Annotated in this window: 21 protein-coding genes; 10 read left to right on the plus strand and 11 right to left on the minus strand. The window is 71.2% G+C overall.

All coding sequences use genetic code 11. The annotated features are described in order from the left end of the window. Nucleotides 1-16: 16 nt before the first annotated feature. Nucleotides 17-4,918 (minus strand): DNA-binding protein, encoded by a 4,902-nt coding sequence (locus ACICHK_RS37580; protein ID WP_406840451.1) that lies wholly within the window; start codon nucleotides 4,916-4,918, stop codon nucleotides 17-19. Then, nucleotides 4,915-5,781 (minus strand): DUF4132 domain-containing protein, encoded by an 867-nt coding sequence (locus ACICHK_RS37585; protein ID WP_406840452.1) that lies wholly within the window; start codon nucleotides 5,779-5,781, stop codon nucleotides 4,915-4,917. The genes ACICHK_RS37580 and ACICHK_RS37585 overlap by 4 nt, the downstream gene beginning before the upstream one ends. Before the next feature lie 238 nt (nucleotides 5,782-6,019). On the opposite strand from ACICHK_RS37585, the gene ACICHK_RS37590 reads away from it, so the two are divergent. Further along, a complete protein-coding gene (locus tag ACICHK_RS37590) occupies nucleotides 6,020-6,829 on the plus strand; it encodes an inositol monophosphatase family protein (protein ID WP_406840453.1) in 810 nt (269 codons plus the stop codon). Nucleotides 6,830-6,882: 53 nt separating this feature from the next. Here ACICHK_RS37590 and ACICHK_RS37595 read toward each other — a convergent pair whose 3' ends face one another. Next, on the minus strand, nucleotides 6,883-8,226 hold the full coding sequence (locus ACICHK_RS37595) for a nucleotide sugar dehydrogenase (protein WP_406840454.1): 1,344 nt from the start codon (nucleotides 8,224-8,226) through the stop codon (nucleotides 6,883-6,885). Nucleotides 8,227-8,862: 636 nt separating this feature from the next. On the opposite strand from ACICHK_RS37595, the gene ACICHK_RS37600 reads away from it, so the two are divergent. Beyond that, entirely contained in the window at nucleotides 8,863-9,696 is an 834-nt protein-coding gene (locus tag ACICHK_RS37600; protein ID WP_406840455.1) for a LamG domain-containing protein, read from the plus strand. A 282-nt stretch (nucleotides 9,697-9,978) separates the two neighbouring features. Continuing rightward, nucleotides 9,979-12,378, plus strand: a complete 2,400-nt coding sequence (locus tag ACICHK_RS37605) for an RICIN domain-containing protein (RefSeq protein ID WP_406840456.1) — start codon at nucleotides 9,979-9,981, stop codon at nucleotides 12,376-12,378. Between the two features lie 141 nt (nucleotides 12,379-12,519). On the opposite strand, the gene ACICHK_RS37610 is transcribed toward ACICHK_RS37605, so the two are convergent. After that, nucleotides 12,520-13,026 (minus strand): DUF6584 family protein, encoded by a 507-nt coding sequence (locus ACICHK_RS37610; RefSeq protein WP_406840457.1) that lies wholly within the window; start codon nucleotides 13,024-13,026, stop codon nucleotides 12,520-12,522. Nucleotides 13,027-13,426: 400 nt separating this feature from the next. Here ACICHK_RS37610 and ACICHK_RS37615 point away from each other — a divergent pair, with 400 nt between their 5' ends. Next, on the plus strand, nucleotides 13,427-13,726 hold the full coding sequence (locus tag ACICHK_RS37615) for an alpha-hydroxy-acid oxidizing protein (protein WP_406841432.1): 300 nt from the start codon (nucleotides 13,427-13,429) through the stop codon (nucleotides 13,724-13,726). A 177-nt stretch (nucleotides 13,727-13,903) separates the two neighbouring features. On the opposite strand, the gene ACICHK_RS37620 is transcribed toward ACICHK_RS37615, so the two are convergent. Both ACICHK_RS37620 and ACICHK_RS37625 read right to left on the minus strand, forming a co-directional pair. Continuing rightward, complete coding sequence (locus tag ACICHK_RS37620) at nucleotides 13,904-14,602, minus strand: SDR family oxidoreductase (protein ID WP_406840458.1); 699 nt, start codon at nucleotides 14,600-14,602, stop codon at nucleotides 13,904-13,906. Between the two features lie 571 nt (nucleotides 14,603-15,173). Continuing rightward, nucleotides 15,174-15,824, minus strand: coding sequence for a hypothetical protein (locus ACICHK_RS37625; RefSeq protein ID WP_406840459.1), 651 nt, complete (start codon nucleotides 15,822-15,824; stop codon nucleotides 15,174-15,176). Between the two features lie 172 nt (nucleotides 15,825-15,996). Here ACICHK_RS37625 and ACICHK_RS37630 point away from each other — a divergent pair, with 172 nt between their 5' ends. Further along, entirely contained in the window at nucleotides 15,997-16,818 is an 822-nt protein-coding gene (locus tag ACICHK_RS37630; RefSeq protein WP_406840460.1) for a hypothetical protein, read from the plus strand. A 62-nt stretch (nucleotides 16,819-16,880) separates the two neighbouring features. Here the strand turns inward: ACICHK_RS37630 and ACICHK_RS37635 are convergent, their stop codons facing one another. Together ACICHK_RS37635 and ACICHK_RS37640 are read right to left on the minus strand one after the other, a co-directional pair. Continuing rightward, nucleotides 16,881-17,396 carry a transposase gene (locus ACICHK_RS37635; RefSeq protein ID WP_406840461.1) on the minus strand — a complete coding sequence of 172 codons (516 nt, stop codon included), beginning with the start codon at nucleotides 17,394-17,396 and terminating at the stop codon, nucleotides 16,881-16,883. Between the two features lie 122 nt (nucleotides 17,397-17,518). Next, on the minus strand, nucleotides 17,519-17,893 hold the full coding sequence (locus tag ACICHK_RS37640; RefSeq protein ID WP_406840462.1) for a hypothetical protein: 375 nt from the start codon (nucleotides 17,891-17,893) through the stop codon (nucleotides 17,519-17,521). 485 nt (nucleotides 17,894-18,378) lie between these two features. Between ACICHK_RS37640 and ACICHK_RS37645 the strand changes: the two genes are divergently transcribed. Next, entirely contained in the window at nucleotides 18,379-18,987 is a 609-nt protein-coding gene (locus tag ACICHK_RS37645) for a hypothetical protein (protein ID WP_151469618.1), read from the plus strand. A 321-nt stretch (nucleotides 18,988-19,308) separates the two neighbouring features. Next, entirely contained in the window at nucleotides 19,309-19,809 is a 501-nt protein-coding gene (locus ACICHK_RS37650; RefSeq protein WP_406840463.1) for a Tn3 family transposase, read from the plus strand. Nucleotides 19,810-20,012: 203 nt separating this feature from the next. On the opposite strand, the gene ACICHK_RS37655 is transcribed toward ACICHK_RS37650, so the two are convergent. Further along, nucleotides 20,013-20,642, minus strand: coding sequence for a type III effector protein (locus tag ACICHK_RS37655; RefSeq protein ID WP_406840464.1), 630 nt, complete (start codon nucleotides 20,640-20,642; stop codon nucleotides 20,013-20,015). Between the two features lie 127 nt (nucleotides 20,643-20,769). Here ACICHK_RS37655 and ACICHK_RS37660 point away from each other — a divergent pair, with 127 nt between their 5' ends. The 3 genes from ACICHK_RS37660 to ACICHK_RS37670 all read left to right on the plus strand — a co-directional run bounded on the left by ACICHK_RS37660 (nucleotide 20,770) and on the right by ACICHK_RS37670 (nucleotide 22,215). Beyond that, nucleotides 20,770-21,201, plus strand: coding sequence for an Hsp20/alpha crystallin family protein (locus ACICHK_RS37660; protein ID WP_406840465.1), 432 nt, complete (start codon nucleotides 20,770-20,772; stop codon nucleotides 21,199-21,201). 102 nt (nucleotides 21,202-21,303) lie between these two features. Continuing rightward, nucleotides 21,304-21,699 (plus strand): DUF2267 domain-containing protein, encoded by a 396-nt coding sequence (locus ACICHK_RS37665; RefSeq protein ID WP_406840466.1) that lies wholly within the window; start codon nucleotides 21,304-21,306, stop codon nucleotides 21,697-21,699. A gap of 72 nt (nucleotides 21,700-21,771) precedes the next feature. Continuing rightward, a complete protein-coding gene (locus ACICHK_RS37670) occupies nucleotides 21,772-22,215 on the plus strand; it encodes a DUF2267 domain-containing protein (protein ID WP_406840467.1) in 444 nt (147 codons plus the stop codon). Nucleotides 22,216-22,511: 296 nt separating this feature from the next. On the opposite strand, the gene ACICHK_RS37675 is transcribed toward ACICHK_RS37670, so the two are convergent. Together ACICHK_RS37675 and ACICHK_RS37680 are read right to left on the minus strand one after the other, a co-directional pair. Beyond that, nucleotides 22,512-23,063: a YciI family protein gene (locus ACICHK_RS37675; protein ID WP_406840468.1), complete on the minus strand. Its 552-nt coding sequence runs from the start codon at nucleotides 23,061-23,063 to the stop codon at nucleotides 22,512-22,514. Between the two features lie 414 nt (nucleotides 23,064-23,477). Beyond that, entirely contained in the window at nucleotides 23,478-24,854 is a 1,377-nt protein-coding gene (locus ACICHK_RS37680; protein WP_406840469.1) for a serine hydrolase domain-containing protein, read from the minus strand. Nucleotides 24,855-24,941: the final 87 nt, after the last annotated feature.

Raw genomic sequence — 24,941 nt, forward strand, 5'->3', positions numbered from 1 at the left:
GGGCCCCGGCGGTGGATCAGCGGCGGCGGCCGGGTCGCACCTCGAACTCCTCGAACCGGGGCCCGCCGCCCTCCTGGACCAGCCGCCAGGCCCTGCGGTAGAGATCCGCGACCGGTTCGGTCGGCGCGATCACGCCGAGCAGAGCCTCCTCGCGCCACAGCAGGTCCTCGAACAGCGGCCGCTTCCACTGCTCCAGCGGGACGCGCGGCGCCTTCGGCACCACCCAGCCGCCGGGCAGGAACAGCGAGCGCCCGGCCCGGGTGCGGCTGGCCTCCACCACCAGGTCGGTGGCGGCGAGTTCGGCGCGGGCCGCCTTGAGACGGGCCGGCTTCCAGCCCGTCCACCGGGCCGTCATCCGGTCCGTCGGGTCCGGCATGGCGAGCAGCATCAGATAGAGCGCCGCCGCGTCCTGTCCGAGGCCGTGCTCCTCGGCGGCCTCCGTGACCAGGTCCGGCACCGAGCGGGTCGGGTCCTGCGGCCACCAGGTGCCGTCCTTGCCGCGCTCACCGGCCCCCGGGTCGCCCGGATCGGCGAGCAGGGCCTCGAAGCGGGCGGAGCGGGCCAGCCGCAGGGCCACCTCCACGTGGTAGGGGCGCTGGCCGCCGACGCGCAGCGCCGGCAGGTAAGGGTCCTGGCCCGCCTCGTCGAGCAGGGAGACCCGCAGGGCGGGGGAGGGCTGGTCGTCGTGCGTGGCGAGGACGACGGCGCCGTACCGCTCGAACCCCTTGCCGACCTCGGTCGGCGCGCCCGCCGTCTTCCGGAAGTCGGTGATGCTGATGTACTGGTTGAGGTCGAGCATCAGCCCGGGGTGGGACAGCCTCTCGCGCACGGCGTCGAGCGCGGCGGGCAGCGCGGCGCGGATCGGGTCACCGGCCGGGAGCCGGTGGGCGAGCCAGGCGGCGAGTCCGACGAAGCCGATCAGGACCGGTCCGGCGAATCCGGGCGCGTCCCTGTCGACGGCCTTGACCCGGTCGCCCTCGACCACCCACCCGTGGTCACGGGCGAGCCGGGGTTCCTGGGCCGGGTCGAGGATCGCGGGCAGTGCCTGGCGGGGGTTCCACTGCCCGTGCTTGAAGGCGCGCACCGCGTCGCCGAGCAACTCCTCCGGTACGGCGGTGCGCCGGCCCAGCCTGCTGTTCCAGACCTCGGCCGCGGCGGCCCAGTCCGGTCCCTCGGTCCACAGCCGGGCGGGTTCGGCGGGGAGCAGCGCGGCCACGACCTCGGCGCGGACCGCGTCGCCCAGCTGGCGCAGCTCCTCCTTGGCGACGCCCGCGGGACCGGCCTTCACGCCGATGGCCGCGCAGGTCTCCGCGGTGAGGTACGAGCGTTCGTGGACGACCTGCGGCATGCCGGCCACGATCAGCCGGGCCATGGTGTCCGTGACGCCCGTCAGACGGGCGAACCCCTCGGCGGCCTCGGGGAACCAGGGCGCCGGTCCACGTGCGGACAGCTCCTTCAGGAACACGCCGAGCCGGCCCGCGTGCCCGTCCTCGCCCAGCGGGGCGGCGGTCCGGAGCGTGTAGGGCGCGGGCACCTCGAAGCGCCCGGCCGGATCGTGGAAGAAGCCGGTGAAGACACAGCCGTCGTCACCCTGTGAGACGTGTCCCAGGACGGCGACGAAGGAACCGTCGCCCAGGGGCAGCACCCCGTTCCACGCGCCCTCGCGCCAGTCGCCCGACGGGGTGCGCACCACGTCCGCTTCCAGGTGCAGCTCCACCTTGCGCCACGGTGAGGGCTCGGCGCCCGGCGCCAGGCCCAGGGCGTCGATCTCGGTGAGCAGGGCCCGCAGGGCCTCCCGGTGCTCGTCGGCGGTGGTGTGGGCCGCGGTCCTGAGGGCCAGGGCGGGCACGCGGTCGAGCAGTGTCTCCAGACCCGGTTGTCCGACGGGCACCCGTCGGCCGTCGAGGTGCAGGGGTGCCGCCGGTCCCTCCGTCCCGGCGGCGTCGGTGAGCCGGGCCGCCCGGGTGAACTCGCGCAGGGCGCGGAAGACGGTGTCGGTCTCCTTGTCGCGGTTCCACCAGGAGCGGCCGGAGTCGCAGAGACCGTTCGCCGCGTCGAGGAGCACGCTGTCGGGCGGTCCGGCCGGACCCTCCTCCTCCGGGCCGCCGTCGAGGGCACGGGTGAGCCGGGCGGCCACCGCGTCCAGGACGGCCTGCTGACCGGCCGCGTGCCGTACGACACCGGCGATCCCCGCGACCAGCGCAGTGTGGGTGACGGGGAGGAGGGAACGGACCGCCTCGGGCAGGACCTCCTTGTCCTCGCCGCCCGCGGCGGACAGCAGGGCCGCCGCCGTGTCACGGTCGATGGTCCGCAGCGACGCGGAGCCCTCGGGATCGCGGGCCGTCAGACACTCCCAGTACTGGACCGGCGGCAGCAGCAGCGAGCCCTCGCCGAACGCTCCGGGCACGCGGTCGGTCTTGGCCACCGAGGTGGTGACGCCGTCCGCGTCCACGAGGGCGAGGCGCCAGCTCTCGCGGACGACGGCCGTGGCCGTCTCGGCACCGGGGAAGACCACGAGCGCCGAGGGCCGGCCGGCGGACGCGGGCATGGTGACGGCGTGTCCGGCCAGGTCCTCGGTACGCACGGAGCCGTCGGGCAGCTTCACCGTCCGCAGCCCGACCAGACCGTTCACGGGCGCGGAGGCGGGCCTCGCGTCGACGGTCGGCGAGGGGTACAGCCGGCCACCGCCGAACGTGCTGCCCTCGGGGGTGTCCTTCAGGGCGTCGGCGAGGAAGGCGGGCCTGCTCGCACGGCCCCGCTCGCCCGTCGCCGGGTCGTACTCGTACCAGTCGTGCGCCCCGCCGTCCGCCGCGCTCCACACCCAGTACGAGACGCCGTCGCAGAGCAGCTGGCGCTCCTCGGGCAGGGTGGTGTCACCGGCGTGCAGGACACCGCCGCCGGTCGTGCGGCCGCCGCCGGGCAGCGACAGCGTGATCGGGCCGTTCCCCTGGTACCAGTCCATGCGGGTGCCCCGGGTGTTGCGGGCGCCCTCCAGGGACAGGAGACGGTCGGGGCTGTTGTGCCAGTAGCCGCGCAGCCCCTCGGTGCGGTCGTTCCAGTGGACGAGGAGCTCTCCGTCCACGTGGTGGAGGCCGGGATCGCCCCAGTGGCTGTTCGCGGGGATCCGCAGGTCGTGGGTGAGGAGCGTGCCCTCGGCGCCGATCACCCGCGCCTGGGAGGCACCGGCCACGATGAGATGGGGCCAGGCGTCGGCGACGACCACGTCCTCCACGTCGGACTTGGGGACGAGCGAGGCGACGGCGTCCTCCCAGGCGGGCCAGCCGAGTTCGTCGAAGAGGCCCGCCCGCAGGGTGCGCGCCAGCACCGGCGCGAGATCGGTGCCGGCCGCCTCGCGCACCTCGTCCTCGGCCAGCGTGAGCGCCTCGGCGGGCAGCCACTTCAGCCGGCCCAGCGCGTCGGGCAACTGGGGCAGGCCCACGGCGGTGAACCGCCGCACGACCCCGCGCACCCACTCGGCGAGCAGGGGACGGCCGCCCGGCGACGACGCCAGGAGCGCGATCGCCCGCCGTGACTGGTCGTCGTCGCCGAACCGGTCCGCGCCCCGCCGGAAGGCACCGTGGAAACGGCTGTCGGCGGCCACCGACAACAGGTCTCGACGGCCCTCGCCCAGGGCCCACTGCGACAGCAGCAGCTGGTCACCCTCCCGCGGAGCGGCCACCGGAACGTCCAGCGACAGCAGCAGGTCGATCAGGTCGAGGTCGTGGACGACCCTCAACGCGCCACCGGACGCGGCGAGTTCGGCCCGCAGCCGGTCCGCGGTCCGCTCCACCAGCGGGTACAGCTCGGCCATGCGGCTGGGGTCACGCCACGACCGGGCCCGCTGCCAGTAGCCCAGGAACCGCTCCAGCCAGCCCGCGGCACCGTCCTGGGGCCGCTGGTCCTCGGGCAGGGAGCCGTCCCACAGTCCCGCGGTGCAGCCGGAGGTCTCCAGCAGCTCCAGCCACATCGCCGGCATGTCGCTGTCGGGGGCGGCGGGCATCAGGTCGAGCAGGGCGCCCCGCACCCGCGGCTCGCGCCGGGCGAGGGCGATCAGCGCCGTGCGGTGTCCCTTCCACCAGCCGGCCGCCGCGCGCAGGGTCGCGGGCAGGGCGAGGAGCTCGGAGACGTACTCCTGCTCGGTGAGGTTCGCGTCCTGGCCCGCGGCCCGGGCCAGCTTGCGCAGGTCGTTCGCCATCTGCACCGACGGCGGCAGCCCGCCCGCCGTGCGGCGCAGGCACAGCCGGGTGAAGCGCCGCAGCGCCTCCTCGGCCGGCACACGCGCCGCCAACTCCCTGGCATAGCCCGAGAGGACCTTCACCGGGAGCGCGCCGGCCAGCGCGAACTCCAGGAACACGGCGTCCAGCCGCTCTTCCTGCACCGTCAGACCGTGCTCCGCCTCGGCCTTGCGGGCACGGGTGAACAGCTGGGCCGCGTAGGTGGCGTTCTCCTCCGCGAGGAACATGCGCCCGGCCTGCTCGTAGAACGTCGGCAGGAAGTGCGGCACCGAGGCCGCCAGCCGCTCCCCGAGTTCCGTGAAGGCGTCGAGCGCGGCCTTCGGACGGGACTTGACCTGCCGCCCGGCCCGTTCCAGGTCCGGCACGACGCGCAGCGCGTGATGGCCGTCCTTCGGGTGGTGCACCAGCACCCATTCCGGGAAGCCCAGCGACTGGCGCGGCCCGAACCCGACGACGACGGGCTCGGTGTCCTGCTCCAGGCCGAGGAATCCGGCGGCCAGGTCCTCCGCCGCCCCCAGCTCACCCGCCACCAGCCGCACCACCACCCGGTCGTCCAGGCCCGGGTGACGGTACGTCCGCGCCGTCAGCGGCACCGCCGACTCCCCGGCGTCCTCCGTGTCGGGCGGCAGCACCGCGCCCGCCGTCAGCAGCTCCTCGTACGACACCTGCGTCCCCCCGCTCATGCGTTCTTGCCCTCCTCGATGACGCGGCCGGCGTACAGCGCCGCGGCCATCCGCATCCCCTCCGACCAGGCGACCGGTCCCACCTCGACCAGCGGCAGGGCGCGGCCGTCCTGGTCCTGCCAGTTGAGGGCACCGGTCTCGACCCCGCCGTCCCAGTACGGCTCCCCGATCCACACCGCTGCCTCGACGGTGCGCACGCCGTCCCGCACCCGGGCGGTCGCGTACCCCCCGGACACGCGGTAGCCCAGCGAACTGGCCCGCGCGGCGAGCGCGAAGCGGGAGCGGAACGAACCCCCGGCGAAGTCCCTCACCTCGGTGGACTTGGCGCGCAGGTCCTCCGGCCGCCGCCACGTCCCCCGGTGGATCTGCTCGACGCGCTGCACCATGCCCAGTTCGGCCGCGAAGTCGCGCAGATCGTCGAGGTCCGGCAGCAGCACCGGGTGCGGCAGCGTGACCGTGCGCGGGGCGATCCGGACCGTCTCGCCGTCCAGGTTCACCAGCCGCAGTTCGCCGGCGTCGGTGGCGCCGCGCAGGAAGCCCACGTCGTCCGGGTCGTCGCCGACCACCACCAGATCGCGCAGCGCGGACTGCCAGGCCTCGTCGGGCCACACCCGGGCCAGCAGCCCGGTGGGCACGGGCAGCGACGACACCATCCACGCGTCGACCTGCGCCACGCACGCCGCGTCGTGCCGTTCGAGCCACTCGGCGAAGCGCCGCAGCCGGTCCACCTCCGGGTGGCCCTTGAGCGCGCGCGGGAGCGACTTCAGCTGCCGTCCCGCCGACCGGCCCGTGGTGGCACGCGCCGCCACCCGCCCTTCCACAAGGGCGACTTCATACCCGTCACCCGTCGACACCCACCCCACGAGCCACAGCCTTCCGCGTGAAGAACAGCATGATGAGAGCACAGTTCGACCAGGTCAGTGCGTCCCGGGCCGATTGCGACCATGCAGCGAACGCTAGCGTCGGCCACTGACAACCGGTCCAGGAGCCCCACAGATCCCGGTCGGCACACCTGCCTTGAGCCTGCGGGCCCGGCGAGGGGACGTCCTGCTTTCGCCGGAGCCGGGCCGGGCGGCCCGGCTCCGGCGCTATGGTGCCGACGTGATCGACTCGTATGCGGGACTCGACGACGCCGGGGTCGCGACGGCGGCGGCCCGGGCCGGCGCGGACGTCGTGCGGGCCATGTACGGCCGGCACCTCACCCGCGTCGACAAGGGCGGCGGGGACTTCGCCACCGCCGCCGACATCGAGGCCGAGAAGGCGATCCTCGGCGTGCTCCACGAAGCCCGGCCCGATGACGCCGTGCTCGGTGAGGAGAGCGGGGAGCGGGGTGCGGCGGGGGCCGCGCGCCGATGGTTGGTGGACCCCTTGTGCGGCACGCTGAACTACGCCGTCGGCAACATGCTGGTGGCCGTCAACGTGGCGCTGTGCGGTGGCGCCGCGGCGGTGGCCGATCCGTTCAGCGGCGAGGTCTTCTTCACCGACGGCGAGAACGCGTGGGTACGTCACGACGGTGCCGACGCCCGGCTGGTGCCCACGTCCGGCACCCGGCTCGTGGACGTCAACCTGGATCCGCCGTTCCCGGGCGCGCCCGGCTTCCGGGCCGTGGACCTGCTGGCCCGGCCCGGCTTCGTGGAACACTTCCGGCCCCGCGTCGTGTCCACGACGCTGGCCCTCGCCTGGGTCGCCGCGGGCAAGCGCGCCGCGTACGTGACGGACGGCGGTGACCTGTCCGGGAGCGTGCACTTCGCCGCCGGTATCGCCCTGTGCAGGGCCGCCGGATGTGTGGTCACCGGGATCGACGGCGCCCCGGTCGGGCAGACGGGCCGCGGGCTCGTGGTGGCCGCCGACGACGAGACCCACCGGCTGCTGATGACGATGGTCGAAAACCCGGCCCGGCACGGCGGCTGAAGGCCGTCCGCCGCGCCGGCTCACGGGCTCAGTCGGTCACAGGGCTCAGTCGGTCACAGTGTCTCCTTGGCCGCCACGGTGTCGAGGCGGTAGGTGGCGTCGAGGATGTCGTCGCGGTCGTCGAGCCAGGTCAGGTCGTCGCCGGGGTGGACGGTGTGGACCAGGACCAGGTCCCATGCATGGGTCTGGGGGGAGAGCAGGCTCTCCTGGATGTCGCCGGCCACGTGTGCGGCGCGGACCATGGAGTCGGTGAAGCGGACCCGGGCGCCCTGGCGGGCGAGTTCGTCGAAGATCTCCAGGGCGGGTGATTCGCGCAGGTCGGCCACGCCGGGCTTGTAGGCCATGCCGACGATCAGGATCCGGGCGCCGGTCAGTGGTTTGCCGCGCTCGCCCAGGGCCTCGCGCACCCGGCGCACCACGTGGTGGGGGCGGGAGGCGATGTTGTTCATGGCGGCCTCGACCAGGGGGGAGGTGACGCGTTCGGCGCGCAGCTGCCACAGCAGGTAGTGGGGGTCGCAGGGGATGCAGTGCCCGCCGACGCCGGGGCCGGGGTAGAAGGGCATGAAGCCGAACGGCTTGGTGGCGGCGGCCTCGATGACCGGGATGGGGTCCAGGCCCAGCACCCGGCAGTTGTCGGCGAACTCGTTGGCCAGGGCGATGTTGACCGCGCGGAAGGTGTTCTCCCACAGCTTGGTCATCTCCGCGGCCTCGGGGGAGTCCAGCACGTAGACCGAGGAGGCGGTGCGGGAGAGGACGTCGACGGCGCGGTCGATGGTCTGCCGGCCGGTGCCGCCGACCACGCGGGGGGTGGTGTCCTGGGTGTGGTCGGCGTTGCCGGGGTCGATCCGCTCGGGCGAGAAGGCCACGAAGATGTCCTGGCCCACGGTGAAGCCGCGCTCGGTCAGCGGTTCGGTCAAAAGGTCGCGGGTGGTGCCGACGTAGGTGGTGGAGGTCAGCATCAGCAGCTGGCCCGGCACCGCGTGCTCCACCACGGTGGCCGCCGCAGCCCGCAGCGCCCGCAGGTCCGGGGCCAGGTGCTGGTCGACGGGGGTGGGCACGCACACCAGTACCGTCCGTGCCCGGGCCAGCGCGGCGGGATCGTCGGTCAGCGTGAACCGCGGGTCGTTGTCGAAGCGGGCCAGGCGTTCCAGGTCGCTGGGCAGCAGGTCCACGTTGCCGGCGCGGACGGCGGCCAGCCGCTGCGCGCTCACGTCGATGCCGATCACCTCGGTGCCCGCGGCCAGCAGGCCCAGCGCGGTGGGCAGGCCCACGTAGCCCAGGCCCACCACCGCCACCGCACCCGCGTGCGGCCCGGCCGGGGCGGCCGGGCCGGGCACGGTCTCGAACGCGGCACCCAGACGCAGGCCCTCGGTGACGGGCAGGGTGTTCACAGGCATGACGAAAGCTCCAGCGGAATCACTCGTGGGAAACACGCGCCGGCGGGCGCGCACGCATTGCCGCGGCCGGAGACCCCGAATCTCACTCGCGCAATGTCCTTGGCTTCAACAACCATCCCAAATGTCCACATTCGGGACAACGGGAAACCGACCCGCGGAGCGCCGGTGAACCGCCCCTTACGCTCCCGTTATCCAGCCTCTGAGCAGGCCTTTCGTCTCCTCCGGTCGCCGGTGGGACCTCTCTCGCCCGCAGGCCGGTGTGACGTAGCAGTCACCTTTCGGTCCTCCGGGAAGTGGTGCACCTCACTTGTTCGCATCTGGGGACTCCGCCCCTCCGTCGCCGAGGTTTTGTGTGGGATGATGGTGAAAGTTGCGGAGTTTCTGCTTCGTCAGCGTGGCGTCATGCGAGTCGACGACCCGGGCGCCGGATCAGGCGAGTGGTCTCACCACCGCGAAGTGCCGCGCCCGCCGCCCGGGCCGGCTGTGAATGCGGAACAAGCAGGAAATTCTCATGACTTGTGGCATCGCGGCAGCGTCCTGCTGTCCCTTCCCCGCGCCGGACGGATCGTCGCGGCGCTCTCCCTTCGGACGCCGGGCGCCCCGGTCGTGACGCGGAGACGACGCACGGCCGGCCTCGTGGCCGCACTCGTCGTCGGTGGCGCGATGACGCAGACCGCCTGTGGCGGTCCGTCCTCCGCCCGCCCACCCGGTTCGTACGACGCGGAGGTCCAGGCCGACTCTCCGGCCCTCTACCTGCCGCTCGGTTCCGGGAACTCGGGGAAGCGGTCCGCGGGCGCGGTCAAGGCCGCCTATCACCACACGCCCGGCGTCACGTCCATGCCCAACGGGGACCGCGCCTCCGTGTTCGACGGAGCCTCGCAGTACGTGGAGGTCCCGGACGACGACCGGCTCTCCGTCACCGCGACCGGTGAACTGACCGTGGAGGCGTGGTTGCGGCCCGACACGCTGACCTTCGCCAAGACCGCGGGCACCGGCTACGTCAACTGGCTCGGCAAGGTCTCCGGCGGGGGCGGCCGGAGCGAGTGGCTGGCGCGCATGTACTCGCGGGGCAACACCGAGGTCCGCGCCAACCGCATCAGCGGGTACGTCTTCAACCGCGGCGGCGGACTCGGCGCCGGATCGTACTTCGAGGACCAGGTCAAGCCCGGCGAATGGATCCACTACGCACTGGTCATCAACACCCGCGAGAAGAGCCGCGCTTATCCCACCGGGTACGTCAAGGTCTACAAGAACGGGGTGCTCCGTGATCAGGACGCCCTCGACGACTACGACATCACCCCCAGCAACACCGACGCCCCGATGAGGATCGGAGCCGCGGGCACCAAGTCGTACTTCAAGGGCGCCATCGGCAAGGTGGCCGTGTACGGCTCCGAGTTGCCCCAGTCCCATCTCGCCGCCCACTACCGGGCCATGAGCGCGAGCTCCCGGGAATCCGCCGCCGGAACCTGACGCCGTCCACGAGGATCCGCCAGGTCGGTGTCCGGGCGCTCCGGGAACTCCGGGATGCCCGGATGGTTCGTGACGCCCTTCTGGACAGCCGCACTCCGCCGTGCTGTCATGTCCGCGGTGTCATTTCCAACGTTGTAGAAGCCGTCGTGCCCTCCGTTCCCACGGAGGTGCCGCGGAACCGGATCCGGATGGTCCGGCGTTGTGGACCCGGCCCTGCCGGACGGAACGGGACAACGTTGTCGCACTGCGAGCGGACCCCTTGCGGAAGGGCAGGTCACCTGCATGTCAGTGAGCAGACGGAGAGTCCTCGCCATAGGCTCCGGCGCGCTGGGCGCCGCGACGCTCGGAGGCGCGTTCCCGGGGCCCGCGGTCGCGGCACCCCGACCGGTGGCCGGGACGGCGCCGGCCGACGCGTTCCGGAAACTGCCCCCCGGAAGCGTGGTCGCCCGCGGCTGGCTCGCCGGACAACTCCGGCTGCAGCTGGCGGGTCTGTGCGGCACGTACGAGAACCTCTCGCACTTCCTCGACTTCTCGACGACCGGCTGGGTGCACCCCGAGCACGACGCCTGGGAGGAGGTGCCGTACTGGCTGCGCGGGTACATCCCGCTGGCGATCGCCACCGGCGACCCGCACGCGCTGACACGGTCGCGCGAGTGGGTGGACGGCATCCTCGCGACCCAGCAGGGCGACGGCTTCTTCGGACCGCGCGCATTACGCACGGCACTCGACGGCGGACCCGACTTCTGGCCCTTCCTGCCGCTCCTGCAAGCGCTGCGAACGCACGAGGAGTACACCCACGACCAGCGGATCGTGCCGTTCCTCGTCCGCTTCCTCCGCTACATGAACGCCCAGGGCCCGGGTGCCTTCAACACCAGCTGGGTGTCCTACCGTTGGGGCGACGGACTCGACATCGCCGTATGGCTCCACCGCCGGACGGGCGAGGCGTTCCTGCTCGATCTCGCCGCCAAGATGCACACGTACGGCGCCGACTGGACCGGGGCCGTCCCGAGCCGGCACAACGTGAACATCGCCCAGGGCTTCCGGGAGCCCGCCCAGTACGGACAGCTGACCGGCTCCGCCGACCTCGTCCGGGCCACGTACCGGGCCTATAACGCCGTGATGGGCACCTACGGGCGTTTCCCCGGCGGCGGGCTGGCCGGTGACGAGAACTTCCGGCCCGGCTTCGCGGACCCCCGGCAGGGGTTCGAGACCTGCGGCATCGTCGAATTCATGGCCAGTCATGAGCTGTTGACGCGGATCACCGGCGACCCGGTGTGGGCGGACCGCTGCGAGGACCTGGCCTTCAACATGCTCCCGGCCTCCCTCGACCCCGACGGCAAGGCCGTTCACTACATCACCAGCGCCAACAGCGTCGACCTCGACAACCACCCCAAGACACAACGGCAGTTCCAGAACGGCTTCGCCATGCAGGCCTTCCATGCGGGCGTCGACCAGTACCGGTGCTGCCCCCACAACTACGGCATGGGATGGCCGTACTTCACCGAGGAGCTCTGGCTCGCCGGCGCCGACGGCGGCCTGGTCGCCGCGCTCTACGCCCCGAGCCGCGTCCGGGCCACGGTCGCCGGCGGAACGACGGTCACCGTCACCGAGGAGACGGGGTACCCCTTCCAGGACACGATCACCCTCACCGTCTCCACGCCGAAACCCGTCCGCTTCCCGCTGCAACTGCGCGTGCCCGGCTGGTGCAGCGGTCCCCGGCTGCAGGTCAACGGGAGGGCGGTCACGGCGTCGGACGGCCCGTCCTGGGCGCGGATCGACCGCACCTGGCGCGACGGCGACGTCGTCCGGCTGCGGCTGCCGCAGACGGCCCGACTGCGTTCGTGGCCCGGCCAGCACGGCGCGGTCAGCGTCGAACAGGGGCCCCTCGCCTACTCGTTGAAGATCGGCGAACGCTACGACCGCTACGCGGGAGACGACACGTTCCCCGCGTACGAGGTCCACGCGACCACCGGATGGAACTACGGCCTCCTGCCGGACACCTCGCTGACCCCGGCGCGGACCGGCTCCGTCGTCTCGGACCAGCCCTTCACCCCCGCCACCACGCCCGTGTACATCTCGGCGCGGGCCAGGAAGATCCAGGAGTGGGTCGCGGACGACGAACACGTCGTCGCGCCCCTGCAGGACTGTCCCGCCCGCAGCGACGCGCCGGTCGAGACGGTCACCCTCATCCCCATGGGTGCCGCGCGGCTCCGCGTCACGTCCTTCCCCACGGCGGCTCCCGACGGGCGGCCCTGGACGCCGGAACCACCCTTCCGCAGAATCGTCAACAAGAACAGCGGCAAGGTCCTGGCCGTCGACGGGATGTCGACCGAGAACAGCGCGCGCGTGGTGCAGTTCGACAACACGGGGACGGGCGACCACGCCTGGCAGCTCGTCGACAGGGGTGACGGCCGGCATCTGATCCGCAACGGGAACAGCGGCAAGGTCCTCGGTGTCGACCGCATGTCGATGGACAACAGCGCGATCGTCGTGCAGTTCGAGGACAACGGAACCGACGACCACCTGTGGACACTGATCGACAACGGCGACGGCTGGTACCGCATCCGCAACGAGAACAGCGGCAAGGTCCTCGGCGTGGACCGCATGTCCACCGGCAACAGTGCGCAGGTGGTCCAGTACGACGACAACGGCACGGCCGACCACCTGTGGCGCTTCCTGTGAACGCCTGAGCCCGGCGCGGGGCCCCGGCCGGCGGCGGTGCGCGATCCGCCACCGGCCGGACCCCGCGCCGGTGGTGACGTCGTCCGCATGCCCCGGCCGGGTCCTCGGCAGTGGTCCCGCCGGCCGCGCGGGGCGGCCCCGTCAGTCGAAGAGGGCCACGAGCCCGTTCACCCAGATCGCGAGGAACGCCACGACCGCCACGAGGCATCCGGCTCCCGCCAGGAAGCCGACGAAAGGGTTGTTCCCGCTGTCCGTCTTCGGGCCGGACGGCACCGCGTCCCAGTCGACGGGCCGCCCCATGTAGTCGGAACAGGCCGCTCGCACCGCCTCCAGCCGCTCCCTGGCGAAGGCCGTCGGGGCGAGCGACTCGGAGCCACGCCAGGCGAGTGCGCGCATGCGCTGCGCGGGGGTGCCGTACCTGGCCTCGAAGGCCGAGGTCTCGGCCGCGTCCCGGTCCGGTTCGAGGTACATCCAGCGGCCCGCCTCCGCGGGCTCTCCGTACAGCCGGTAGATCTCGGCGAGGCGCCGACGGAGCGTCAGGTCGTCCGGAAAGGACGACACGAGCCCGCGCAGGCGCTGGCGTGCGACGGGGACCCGGCCGGCGGCCAGGTCCTCGTCGACTCGCGCAAGGGTGTCTCTCAGTGGCATGCGTCCATGATCGAGCGCCGGGGCGACCACCGTCGACCGTTTTTGACGCCCGGCGCCCCTCGGCTCCCGTGGACTCCGCCCGGCGGGGCAACCGGCCCGGGGCACGTGGGCGAACGGATTCCCGCCGCCCGCGAACAGGGCGAAGTCCCGTCGGCCCACCGGGGGTCCGTCAGGATCGTCGTCCATGCGGATCGACATGACACGGGCAGACATGGCCGACTTCCACCAGGCCCTGGCCGACCACTCCCGCTATCGGGGCGAACCGGCGGTGACGAGCCCGACATGGCCCGCGCCTTCCTGCTCTCCGCGCGAGCGGAGGCGAATCGTTCCGCGACGCCGATGGGGACGGTCGCGCAATTCGGCTCTGGCGCTGATCTTGTGACGCGGTCGGTGTACGGAAATCGCCACCGCGGCCACCGGCCCGCTGTGGTTACAGCTGTACCGGCTCAAATGCTGCGACCTCCCGGTGGACCTGATCCGCTGGGCCGGGGCCACCGGTTCCCGCACGCTGGTCCTCACCGTCGACACGCCCAGGGTGGCGTTCTGTCCCCGGGACGCCGCCGACGGGTTCGCGGTGCCCCCGGGCGTCCGGGCGGTCAACGTGGCGCACAACATGATGGCCGCCTCCACTCCGGCGCGGAGGGCGTCGCGGACGTCCTGCGGCTGCTCATGGGTGAGTTCGAGGAGGTCGTGGCCCTGACGGGGGCGCCCACCGTGGCTGCCTTCGAGCGGTCCGGGGTGGTCCTTCCCGGGGGCGCCCACTTCTCCCCCTGACTCCGCGCGTCCTCCGGACGCCCGAAGGCGCCTTCGGCCCGCACCGCGTGGTATGCGGCGGGGGCCCAAGGCGCCTTGTCGTACGGTCGTCGGGAGCGCGGCGTCAGCCGAGCTGCCCGGTCGGCCGCATGGTGATGTGGTTGATGTCCACGCCCGCGGGCTGGTCGACGGCGAAGACGATCGTGTCCGCGATCTGCTCGGCGGTCATCGCCGGCGCCGCCTCGGGGGTGCCGCCGCGCTCGTCCCAGAACGGGGTGTCCACCACCCCGGGGGCGACGACGGTCACGCCGACTCCGTCCTTGCCGACCAGCAGCCGGGTGTTCTCGGCCAGCGCGTGCGCGGCCCACTTGGTGACCGAGTACAGGTTGCCGGGCGTGTTGCGCACCCCGGCGACCGAACCGATGATCACGATCCTGCCCTTGGACTCCCTGAGGTGCGGCAGGGTCTCCCGCACCAGCAGGGCCGGGCCCAGGACGTTGGTGAGGACCATGGCGCGCATGTCCTCGGGGGAGTGGCTCTCCAGGTTGCCGGGCAGTGAGAAACCGGCGTTGGCGATGACGTTGTCCAGTCGGCCCCACGCGTCCACCACGCGGCGCACGGCGGAGGCGACGTCGTGCGCGTCGCCGGCGTCGCCGGTGATCGTCAGCAGCCGCTCGCCCGCTCCGGCCGAAGCGGCGAAGGCGGCCAGCTTGTCCGCGTCACGTCCGGTGACGGCCACGCGGTGGCCCTGCTTGAGCAGGGCGCGGGCGGTGGCGGCGCCGATTCCGGTCGAGCCACCGGTGATCAGCGTGACGGGTTCCACGGGACGGCCTCCTCAGCGATATGGGTCATCGGGGCTCCGCCAGGGTCCCGGATGCCGATGAACGCCAGGTGGCGCGTGAGGTCGGCCGACTCCGGGTCGCCGGTTCCCCGAAACGCCTGCACTATACCCAGCGATCTTCCCGCCGAGCCGGTACGCCATCGCTGACCGGCCACGACGCCGTACGAAGTGGCCGAAACCGCGCTGCCGGCCCCGTGTTGAGTCTTGTGCGGCGCGCAGGGCCCGGGCTGCGCTCACGCTCCTGGTCCGGCGAGCATGACGGAGAGGAGTACGCGAGGAACCAGCGGTCGGCTGTGATCGTGTCTCGCGTGTTCTTCGCGGAGTTTCGAGGTGCTGTTCCCTCATCTGCCCGGTGTCGTGGTGGAGTTGGCGGATCGGGCTGCGGCCGGGGTTGTCACGTCGCATGCGCGGGCCCGCTCGGCGGGTGCGGACCGTCCGCGCCGCGGTAGTGCCTCGGACCGGGTGCACGGCCGGTACATGCGACGGCTCGCGGATGCCGCGGTCGGTGGTGCCGACGACGAGTCCTCAGCAGTCCCTGAGTGCCAGGCCGAGGTCAGTACCAGCGGCTGAACGCAGCAGCGCCGGTTCCGGTCTCTGTGGCGTGTCGAATAACCCGCAGTGGCGCCTCGATGAGTTCCACCGCATCGAAATCGGGGGCGTCACCCATCGAGGTCATCCAGGTGGTGATCCGAGTGAGGGCCGCGCTTCGCTGTGTGCTGGAGAGGAGGAGGGCTTCCTCGGCCCGGGGCAGGGCGGTCCGAACCTCCTCTGCGGACAGCAGGAAGTCCCCGAACCAGCCGGGGAGCAACGTCGATCGCTGTGCGCCAAGTCCGTAGCACAGAGCCGCGACCGGGTTTGCCTTGCAGGCAGTCGCGACAAAGAGGCCGGAGCCCTCCGTCTCGGGCATGAGCGTCATGCTCGCGTCCCGCATGGCCTCCGCCGCCTCGGTAGGCGCGTTGGCGTCCTCAACGAAGCCCGCGAATCGCTGGGCGGCCGACGTGGGTGCCAAGGGTTCTGAAGGCTCTGCGGGGAGCTCGAAGAAAGGCTCTTGGTCGCCGCCGTTCGACCACCACGCAAGCGTCTCACCAAAACCCGGCGGCCTTTCCCAGTCGCCCGGCCGTATGAGGTGGATGTAGCGATCCGGTAGTGCGCGGGCCTCCTCGTCAGGGATGACGCCGACCACCCACAACCCTGTTGAGCTCACCGTCACACCTTTCAGTCCGCAGGGCAACTGTATCTACCCCGCATCACAAGATCAGCGACAGAGCCGAATCACGTGGCTCTGGCCGCGGTTCCGTGAACAGCCGGCCGGGAGTGCCGTAAGGCTGCTGTCGGCCCGTCACATCAAGGCCGCAGCATGCTGGTTGACTGTCTCCGTGAATGAACTGGTGCGCATACCGGATGCCGAGGACGACTGGGAGCCCGCGACAGAACCCCCGGGTGGACCCAATCCGGCCCGGCAAGCCTCGATGTTCCAATGCGCGGCCGGGCCTCTGTGTTCGTTCGCCTTTCTCTCGGTGGACTTGGACGCAGTGGCCCGACGGCTGAGGCTGACTCTTGAGACCTCGTGGGACGGACACGGCAGGGTTCGGGCGGCGTTCTTCGTGCTGGACGGCACGGATTTCGTCGCTACCCATCACGAGGGGGACGCCCCGGGAACGCACATCTGGACCCGGAAGGGCGGTCCGGTCGACTCGGCCGCGCGCGCGGACAGTCTCCTCGTGGCTCTTGGCGTGGGGCCGGAGGTGGTCTCGTACTCCACGTGGGGGTTCGGCACCGATCTGTCGGCCGTCCCCCCTGCCTGGAGGCGTGCGGGGCGTGTCACGCGCAAGCCGGTGCGCTCGCGCCAGGATTTCTGGGAGGATTTCAAGACATATCCGGGCGTATTCGTTGCCCGCGTCAATTTTGAGTCGGTGGCCGGGTTCCTCAACGGCTACAACTTCGCCTCCGCGGGAGACCTGCTGAATGGGTTCCAGGAGTGGCTCGCCGCCAAACTGGGATTCGGCGGGAATCTGATCTGGATGGATCTGGTCCTCAAATTCGCCTTTCCCGAGGGCCGCCCCGCGCAGCCGTGGTCACCCGAGGACGACCAGCGCGCCGTGGATCTACTGCTCGAACTGCTCGACGAGTACTTCGGGTCTCTCGCCGGCGGTCCAAGGGCTGATGGTGAGCCGCAGCCGACCCCGCAGTCGTCCTGAACCGGAGTTCCACGGAATCCGACCAGGGTTTTTCAGCGGCCCTGTCCGCAGTTTCGTGAGGTTCATGGATGGATGAGAATCCGGGTTCGAAGGAGTTCGAACGAGGCTCGGCCGTGCATGGCCCGCTCGGGTGTTTTCACCCGGTTTACATGCCCCTCGACGATCCCGGAGCTCCAGGGCGGGGCCAAGTCGACGGTCACTGCGTCGAGGTCCTGGCGGAGGGAGCCGGTGAAGCCCTTCATGGGTTTCGGGGCGTCCTGCTCGGCCTGCCGGATCCATTCCGGCAGCAGGTGTCCGCGCCGGTGGCGGACCGGTTCGGAGGGCCTGTTCGTAGGTGAGGGTGGCGGCCGGGCGGGCTTCGGGAGGCAGGTCAGGGCGTCGCGTTCGGCGGCTTCGACGGTCCAGTGTCCTCGGATCGGTCGGGCGAGCCGAGCCGGGCCGGCCTGCTCGGCGGTGAGGCTGGTGACCGCGTAGACGGTCTTGGGACTGATCTTCCCGGTCTCGCGGTGGACGCGGCGGCGAACGATCCGTACGGCCTGGCGGGCGCCGGGGAAGAGCAGGTCGTCGACCGTGCACACCTTCAGCCGACGGATCTCCTGGCGGCCGTGACCGGTCGCACGGGTCCTGTCCTGCAGTGGGATCTGTGTTCAGGGGAGGGGCTTGAGCTGCCGACGGAGCTTCTTCGTGTTGCGTTTGGCGATCACGTTGTAGTGGCCTGCCGGTCGAGCGGGTGGACGGCATGGTCATGCTGGGTGTGCATCGCGTCGCCGGTGACGGCTGTGCCGGCCAGATCCGCGAGGGCGTCGAGCAGAGGCCGGAAGCGGGTGGTCTCGTCGGTCTTCTCGCCGACGTCCATCTGGGCCAGGACCAGTGCGTTCACGTGGTCGTAGGCGGCCATGAGGTGGATCTTCCGTACCTTCGCGCGGGTCGCGCCCCGCAGCGACTTCCCGTCGACCGCGGGCCCTCGCGGTCCTTGTTCCCTGGTCTGTCGGTCCGTGAGCCGGGCTCCGACCGCCCGGTCCAGGGCGTCCGCGTCGATTCTGGCGAGCAGTCGCGGGATCGTGGATTTCGGCATGACGAGACGTCAGCAACCTGGCGTCAGCAGGCTGCGCCGAAGTCCTGACCGAAGAGGGCTCGGTAGTAAGCGACTTCCGGTTCGCGTTCCATCCGGATGTCGCCGATGGGGGCTCCGTTGTCGCGTTGTCGCGTTGTCGGTCCATCCGGTTGGTTTCCGCCGCGCTCTTCGAGATGCGTGACGAATGGATCGCCTCGCCTCGCCGCCACCTCCCCGAAGGCAATATGGGTGATATCTACCGTAAACTCTGTTTTGGTTCCTTCGTGCTGCCCAACGCACCTAAATGCAACCGCCAGTTGATCCCCGACATCACGACGAGGGACACTGTCTGGCGGATGCGTGTTCCCGGCCGAGCGGCACTCGCTTCGGTATCCTCCCGTGCAGGTCGTCGGAGGCCATTTACCCAGGGATTACTGGGCAGTTGACCTCGGGGTTTCGTGGTAGCGTCCTTGTTCGGAGGGACAGTGCAACCTGAAAGGGAAATCGTGAACACGGAGAAGATCGCCGCGCGCCGCCTCTCGCTGGAAGAGGTGACGAAGCTCGGTGTGAAGGACAGGCTCTTCGTTTCCGCCGACACGGCAGAACTCAAGCTTCCCGACTGCTATGTCCCTGCTTTTCTGACCAAGTCCGGTGAGGATTTCGAGGGCGGCTCGGTCACGGCGAGAACCGTATTCCAGGAAGAGGTCTCCTGCCTTCCCGACGACGAGAATGAAGCCGGAATCTACTTGGCCGACGAGAACGGCTCGGTGACCATCGAGGTCCTCCAGTCCGCCGGTGTCGTGCTGGACCTGGCGCTTTTCGTTCCTGGTGGGGACAAGGGGGCCCTCACGGCCCTTTACGCCGCGGCCCGGCAGGCGTTCGGCGCCGACATCGTGCAGATCTGGCGCCAGGGCCTCAAGGAGGTTCCCGACGTGAAGGTCGACATCTTCGAGGAGCAGATTCCCCGGGGGCGCAAGGGGGGCGACAGCCCCAAGCGTGACCGTCGCGCGATCGACACCTACCCCACCCGTGCGGACTTCATCGAGTTCTCCGCGGGGTGGAAGCCGATCGTTGAGATTCACAAGCCGGTTGTCGACGACACCCCGACCATCTGAGGCGGCGTTACTTCTCGGTTCCGGCCTGAGAGGACGCCGAGAACGCATACGCCGAAGCCTGCTCTCCGCGCGAGCGGAGGCGGACCGTGCGGCTGCGTCGCGCTTTCCTGCATCCAGGCCCTTCGGGCTCACGCCAGGAGCCAAGTGCGCCGACTGACGCTCCGACGGCTGACGGCGCCCCCGATGGTCCGTAACTGAGCCTGAAACGTCGCTCTTTCCTCAGTGATCCGACGAGGATCGGGAAGACGGCCACGAGAGGCCCTGTCCCTGGAGGGACAGGGCCTCTCTGCGTCGCAAGTGGTCCGTGTCGGGGGTGCTTTCGTGCCGGTGCTGCGGCTGGAAGTCCGCCCGGCTGCAGCCGGGACGGCTCGCTGCGTCATCCGCACCGTGCAGCTGCTGCGCTACCTCACCGACGCCCCGCTGCGGCGCCGGGTCACCGCGGTGACGAACAAGGTCGAGGCGTTCAACGGCTTTTTCCAATGGCTCGGCTTCGGCAACCGCGGCGTCATCGCCGACAACGACCCCGTCGAGCAGGAGAAGGCGGTGAAGTCCAACGCGCTGCTGACGAACGCGGTGATCTTCCACAACGCCCTGGACATCGCCGAGATCGTCCGCCAGATGCTGGAGGAGGGCTGGACGATCGAGCCGGAGGACCTGGCGCACATTTCGCCGTACCTGACCGAGCGCATCAACCGGTTCGGCGAGTACGGCACGCACGAGCTCGGCATCCAGCCGGAGGCGTACGACCCGAAGCTGAACGTGGACTTCGTCCCACTGCGCGAGACGGCCCCGGCCGCGGCCGGATTCGGTCAGGCCGCCTGAAAGGCCGGGGCCGGTCGGCGGACCCGGCGCGAACCGGAGCCTCGGCACTCCGACCGCCAACTACCTCAGCCCCTCACCAGGCCCTGCCCATCGAGGGAACGGGCCAGGTGAGACCGCAGGCCGGCCTCGTCGGTCTCCGGGCCACAACGCGTTCGCCCGGGGCGGAGGCTGACCTGGATGGTGTTGCGGTGCACCGGGCGGGGTCAGAGGGGAGGGAGGCTGTCGAGTTGGGCGGCGAGGTCGGGGTGGGTGGCGGCCAGGTGGGGGCGGGCGGCGGTCAGGGGGGCGATGAGGTCGGCGGGATCGTTGTGGGCGAGAGCCGCGTGGAGCTCGCCGAGCGGGCGACGAGCGGTGGGGGGCAGGTCGGTGAGTGCGGTGATCTGGCCGGCGAGGCGGCGCAGGTCGGCGGCGTTGTGGCGGGCCCAGGTGGCGGTGGTGCGCTTGGCGGCCCGGGCCTGGCGGGTGGCGGTGACGCGCTGTTCGCCGGTGGTTCCGGCGGGGCCGGGGCGGCCGCGCAGGTAGCGGCGCTCGGCGGCCTGACGGCTGGTGACGCCGAGGGGGTGGGCGAGGTCGGCCCAGCTGGCGCCCGCGTCGCGGGCGGTTTCGATCAGGCCGGTCTCCCATCCGGCGAGCTGCTCGCGGACCTGCCGCAGCAGCATCAGGGACGCCAGGGCCTGCTCCGGGCCCGGCCCGGTGCCGGGGCTGCCAGGGGTCTCGTGCTGGGCTGTGTGCAGGGCGTCGTTTATGGCGTCGAGGGCCGCCGCGGCGGCGAGGAACGACGCCGGGCTGTGGGCGTCGGTGCTGGTTGTGGACGGCTGGTCTGCTGCGGTCACGGGCACCTCCTTCGTTCGGTCATCAAGTCGACGACATCATGTTTGTCATCCATTGGATGACATGTTACAACGGTGTCAGTGCAGCGCATTGGCAGCAACTGCCTGAACCTGCTGGAGGTGTTTCACGATGTTGATGCGCACTGACCCCTTCCGCGAGCTGGACCGGCTGGCACAGCAGCTGATGGGCCCGGGCACCTGGTCGAAGCCGTCGGCGATGCCGATGGACGCCTACCGCGAGGGCGACGAGTACGTGGTGGCCTTCGACCTCCCCGGTGTCACCGCGGACGCGATCGACATCGACGTCGAGCGGAACATGCTCACCGTCAAGGCCGAGCGGCGGCCGGTGGCGAAGGCCGACGACGTGCAGATGGAACTGTCCGAGCGGCCGCTGGGCGCCTTCTCCCGCCAGCTCGTGCTCGCCGACACCCTCGACACCGAGCACATCCAGGCCGACTACGACGCGGGCGTGCTCACCCTGCGCATCCCGATCGCCGAGCGCGCCAAGCCCCGCAAGATCTCCATCGGCGTCGGCTCCGGCCGCAGGGAGATCTCCGGCTGACACCAGCCGGCCGGACCGGTGCGGAGGACAGGCGCCCGATCTCCCCCTCATCACCCGTCCTCCGCGCCCCTGGACAGTCCGAACAGGAAAGGGGCGGCCGAGATGACTCTGCGACGCGAAGCGTTCCTCGACCACGTGAGAGAACGCGGTGAGTACGAGACCGTGCAGGAAGCGGAGCGGGCGGCCCGCGTGGTCCTCGCCCTGCTCGGCGCGCACCTGGTCGGCGAGGTCCGAGCCCAGCTCGCCGCACGCCTGCCGGAGGAATTCGCACTGATCCTGCTGAACCCGCTGCAGAGCGCCGAACCGCTGCCCCCCGAACGGTTCGTCCGCGCGACCGCGGCCTGGATCGAAGGCGCCACCGAGCGCACCGCGACCTGGGACGTCAGCGCCGTGCTGTCCACGGTCGCCGACGCCGCCGGCGACGACCTGATGGGGCAGATCCTGCTCCAGCTCCCCGTCGGCTACGACCTACTCTTCGGCCGCCCACAACCCACCTGACCAAGACCTGGGGTGGTGCCACACCCCCCGGGCGCCACCCCATCCCGGCTCCGATGAAAGGCATGCACCGCAGTGATCACCGACGTACGCGCACCGCAAGGGCACCAGCAGCGGTACGGGACGGCGTACGAGCAGATGCTGGAGAAAGTCCGCTACGAGGGCGCCTACCCCACCCGTGAGAAGGCCGACGAAGCCGTCCGCCTCGTCCTGGGAGGGCTCGGGCGTCAGCTGACCGGCGACGAACGCGTCGACCTGGCCTCCTGCCTGCCCCTGGAGGCCGCACGCGTCCTGACCGCACAGATCCCCGACACCCAGCCGCTGACCGGCTGGGCCTTCGTCAAGGACCTCGCCGCCCGCTCCGGCGCCTCCCTGGCCACCACCCGCTGGGACACCGGCTCCGTATTCGCCGCTGTCGCAGCCCACGCCGGCCCCGACCTGACCACCCGCATCCTGCACCGGCTTCCCACCGGCTACGCCCTGCTGTTCGGCCGCGCCGACCTCGCCCCGGCCGCGTAAGCGGGCACCCGGAGCCGTAAAAGGGGCCCGCCCCGACCCCCGCAGGCCGGTCTCGCACTGGTGAAGTCCCCGATCCGCGCGGATCGGGGACTTCACCTTGCCGGTCACCGTCCGGGCCACGTCGGCCGACCGGTCGGACGCGGACGACGTCGAACAGCACATCTGTCCGAAGTGTGGCGCCCGGGCACCCCGCCGCCGGCGCCCATCGACCCGGACCTGCCGAGCGCGGACATCCGCATCGGCTACGCCCGCTCTCACGTACGAAGCCAGGCGGTTACGCCGGCGGATGTCCTCGGCTATGACGGGCGCCCGCCGAACTGCCAGTTGTGCACCTCGATGCCGGCGTACCGGTTCGGGGTCAGGATGGTGCGTGCCGTGTTCGGGTCCGGCGCCCGGACCAGCGCCGCGGTGCCCAGCCAGGTGGCACCGTTGTCGGACAGCAGCGGCCCGTAGGCGATCAGCTCGTTCCGGTCGGGCGGCACCGCGAGGTCGGCGGCCCGTCCCGCGCCGAGGCCGATCACCAGGTACCTGTTGCCGCCGGTCCGACCGCCGGGGAAGTCCCACATGGTGCGCCCCAGCGTGTTGCGCCACCGTCGCAGCAGCACGTCCCGGTAGACGCCGGCCTGGTGGTTCGGCTCGTCGAAGGCGAATGCGCGGGCAGCGGCGGGATCGGGCAGGTCGACGATGTGCACGCTTCCGGTGGGTGTGTCGCCGTCGTCGGCGAGGGTCGGGCCCCGGGCGATCATCTCCTTCGCGTACTGGTCCATGTAGGACCAGTGCTCTTCCCCCAGCTCGTAGCGCAGTGGCAGGGAGGCGGGCCGGTCGCGGTGGTAGCAGAAGAACTCCATGCCTAAAGGTCTCTTCGAGGAGGCAACCAGGTCGAGCGGGTTTCATACGACCGCCGGCGCCGCCAACCCGAATCCCCTCGCCTTCGGCCCGACTGCGGATCGTTCGGACGAGGCGAGAGCGCCTGGAGAATCCCGAAGTCACGTCACAAAGACGCGGTGCACCTGAAGGAGAAAGAACCTCCTGGCCACGGGGTCGGGGACTCAGCCGGGCCCGGGGGAACTCGCGGGATGTCGCACATTCTGCTCATCAATCACGGAGCAAGATCATCCCATGGCCCCTTTTGGGCTCACCTCGGCGATACACCGAGGACGGGATCCGCGGGTACGTCTTCGGGTTCGTCGCACCGGACGGCACCGGCTCCGGTCGGACCGTGGCCGTCCTCCGGCGGGACCCGCCGCCCCCGCCCCGCCGTCTCAGGGCGTCCGCGTGACCCGTTTGAAGAGCCGGCCGGCGATGTCGACGCCGGTGACCGCCCCGTCGGCGTCGCGGGAGAAGTAGCCGCGCTGTCCCTCGAGGCCGCCTTCGGTGACGATGTACTCGTCCCCGTCGCCGGGAAGGAAGCCGATGCCCGCGGCCGGATGGTCCGGCGGCATCTCCTCGTCGGACGCCTCGCGGATCTCCGGTTTGATCCCGACCCCGAGGGTGAGCCGGGCGCCGTCGGTGGCGATGTCGAGGTCCATGGCGTCGATCTCGTAACGGCCGACGACCTGCCGCGCCCTCCCTTCGTCGTACGGGAGCGGCCGCGCCTGCTTCTCGGCGACGCCGAGGTAGTGCTCGAGCGCCCACCGCACGACGGACTGGTTGAAGGGATGGCCGTCCGGACCGAGGCCGGCCAGGGAGACCACCGCGAAATCGCGCTCGGGCACGATGAGCAGTTCCGCGAACTGGCCGTTGCCCGAACCGCCGTGGCCGATCCCGCGGAGGCCGTCGAAGTCGTGGAGGAACCAGCAGACGCCGAACCCGTCGCCCAGGGTGCTGCCGCGGAGTTCGACCGTCCGCTCACGCATGCGGTGCAGTTGAGCGGTGGGCAACAGGCCTTCACCGTCGCCGAGCTGGAACCGCGCCCAGCGCAGCAGATCGCTCACCGAGGAGGCGAGACCACCGCCGGGGTTGTCACCGCGGGCGCCCTCCTTGAACGCGTTCCAGGGCCGGGCGGCGCGCAGTTCGCCGTCCTCGCCGCGGTTGTAGCCCACGGCGAACTTGCGGACCATCGCCTCCGCCAGTCCGTACACGGTGTCCGCCAGGCCCAGCGGCTCCAGCACGAGTGAGGCCATGGCCTGCTCGAACGGCAGGCCCGTGACCTTCTCGACGACCCGGCCGGCCAGGTTGTAGCCGGCCTGGCTGTACGAGGCGCGGGCTCCGGGCGGCGCGATCAGCGGCAGTCCTGGAAGCCTGGCCACCAGGCCGGCCAGGGAGCGGTCGCCCTTGCCGTCGTCGATCAGGTTCCACTCCAGGCCCGAGGTGTGGTTCAGCAGGTTCAGCACGGTGATCCGCGCCGCGGCCTCCTCGTCGGCCAGCCGCAGTTCGGGCACGTAGCGCCGCACCGGTGCGTCGAGGTCCACCTTCCCCTCGGCCGCCAGGCGCATCAGCGCGGTCGCGGTGAAGGTCTTGGACACCGAGGCCAGCGGGAAGAGGGTCTTCTCGTCGACCGGTAAGGGGGCGGCGAGACTGGTCACACCGTGCGAGGCGTGGATCTCCCGGCCGTCCAGGAGCACCCCGACGGCGGCTCCGGGAACACCGAGCTCCGTGGCGCGCGACGAGACGAACTCCGACAGCTTCTCCTGCGACATGACTCTCCCCGATGGCTCTTGAACTAAGTACGAGCGGCAGCGTAGGAGCCGGTTGAACAAAGTGCAAGACGCGTCATGAACTAAGTT

Source organism: Streptomyces sp. AHU1 (assembly GCF_045343905.1).
GTDB lineage: Bacteria > Actinomycetota > Actinomycetes > Streptomycetales > Streptomycetaceae > Streptomyces > Streptomyces triticiradicis.

Excerpts from the sequence above, each read along its gene's own strand:
- ACICHK_RS37610 (WP_406840457.1), bottom strand. The coding sequence starts at position 13,026 with ATGCCACTGAGAGACACCCTTGCGCGAGTCGACGAGGACCTGGCCGCC.
- ACICHK_RS37595 (WP_406840454.1), bottom strand. The coding sequence starts at position 8,226 with ATGCCTGTGAACACCCTGCCCGTCACCGAGGGCCTGCGTCTGGGTGCC.
- ACICHK_RS37680 (WP_406840469.1), bottom strand. The coding sequence starts at position 24,854 with ATGTCGCAGGAGAAGCTGTCGGAGTTCGTCTCGTCGCGCGCCACGGAG.
- ACICHK_RS37665 (WP_406840466.1), top strand. The coding sequence starts at position 21,304 with ATGACTCTGCGACGCGAAGCGTTCCTCGACCACGTGAGAGAACGCGGT.
- ACICHK_RS37580 (WP_406840451.1), bottom strand. The coding sequence starts at position 4,918 with ATGAGCGGGGGGACGCAGGTGTCGTACGAGGAGCTGCTGACGGCGGGC.
- ACICHK_RS37660 (WP_406840465.1), top strand. The coding sequence starts at position 20,770 with ATGTTGATGCGCACTGACCCCTTCCGCGAGCTGGACCGGCTGGCACAG.
- ACICHK_RS37605 (WP_406840456.1), top strand. The coding sequence starts at position 9,979 with ATGTCAGTGAGCAGACGGAGAGTCCTCGCCATAGGCTCCGGCGCGCTG.
- ACICHK_RS37640 (WP_406840462.1), bottom strand. The coding sequence starts at position 17,893 with ATGCCGAAATCCACGATCCCGCGACTGCTCGCCAGAATCGACGCGGAC.
- ACICHK_RS37675 (WP_406840468.1), bottom strand. The coding sequence starts at position 23,063 with ATGGAGTTCTTCTGCTACCACCGCGACCGGCCCGCCTCCCTGCCACTG.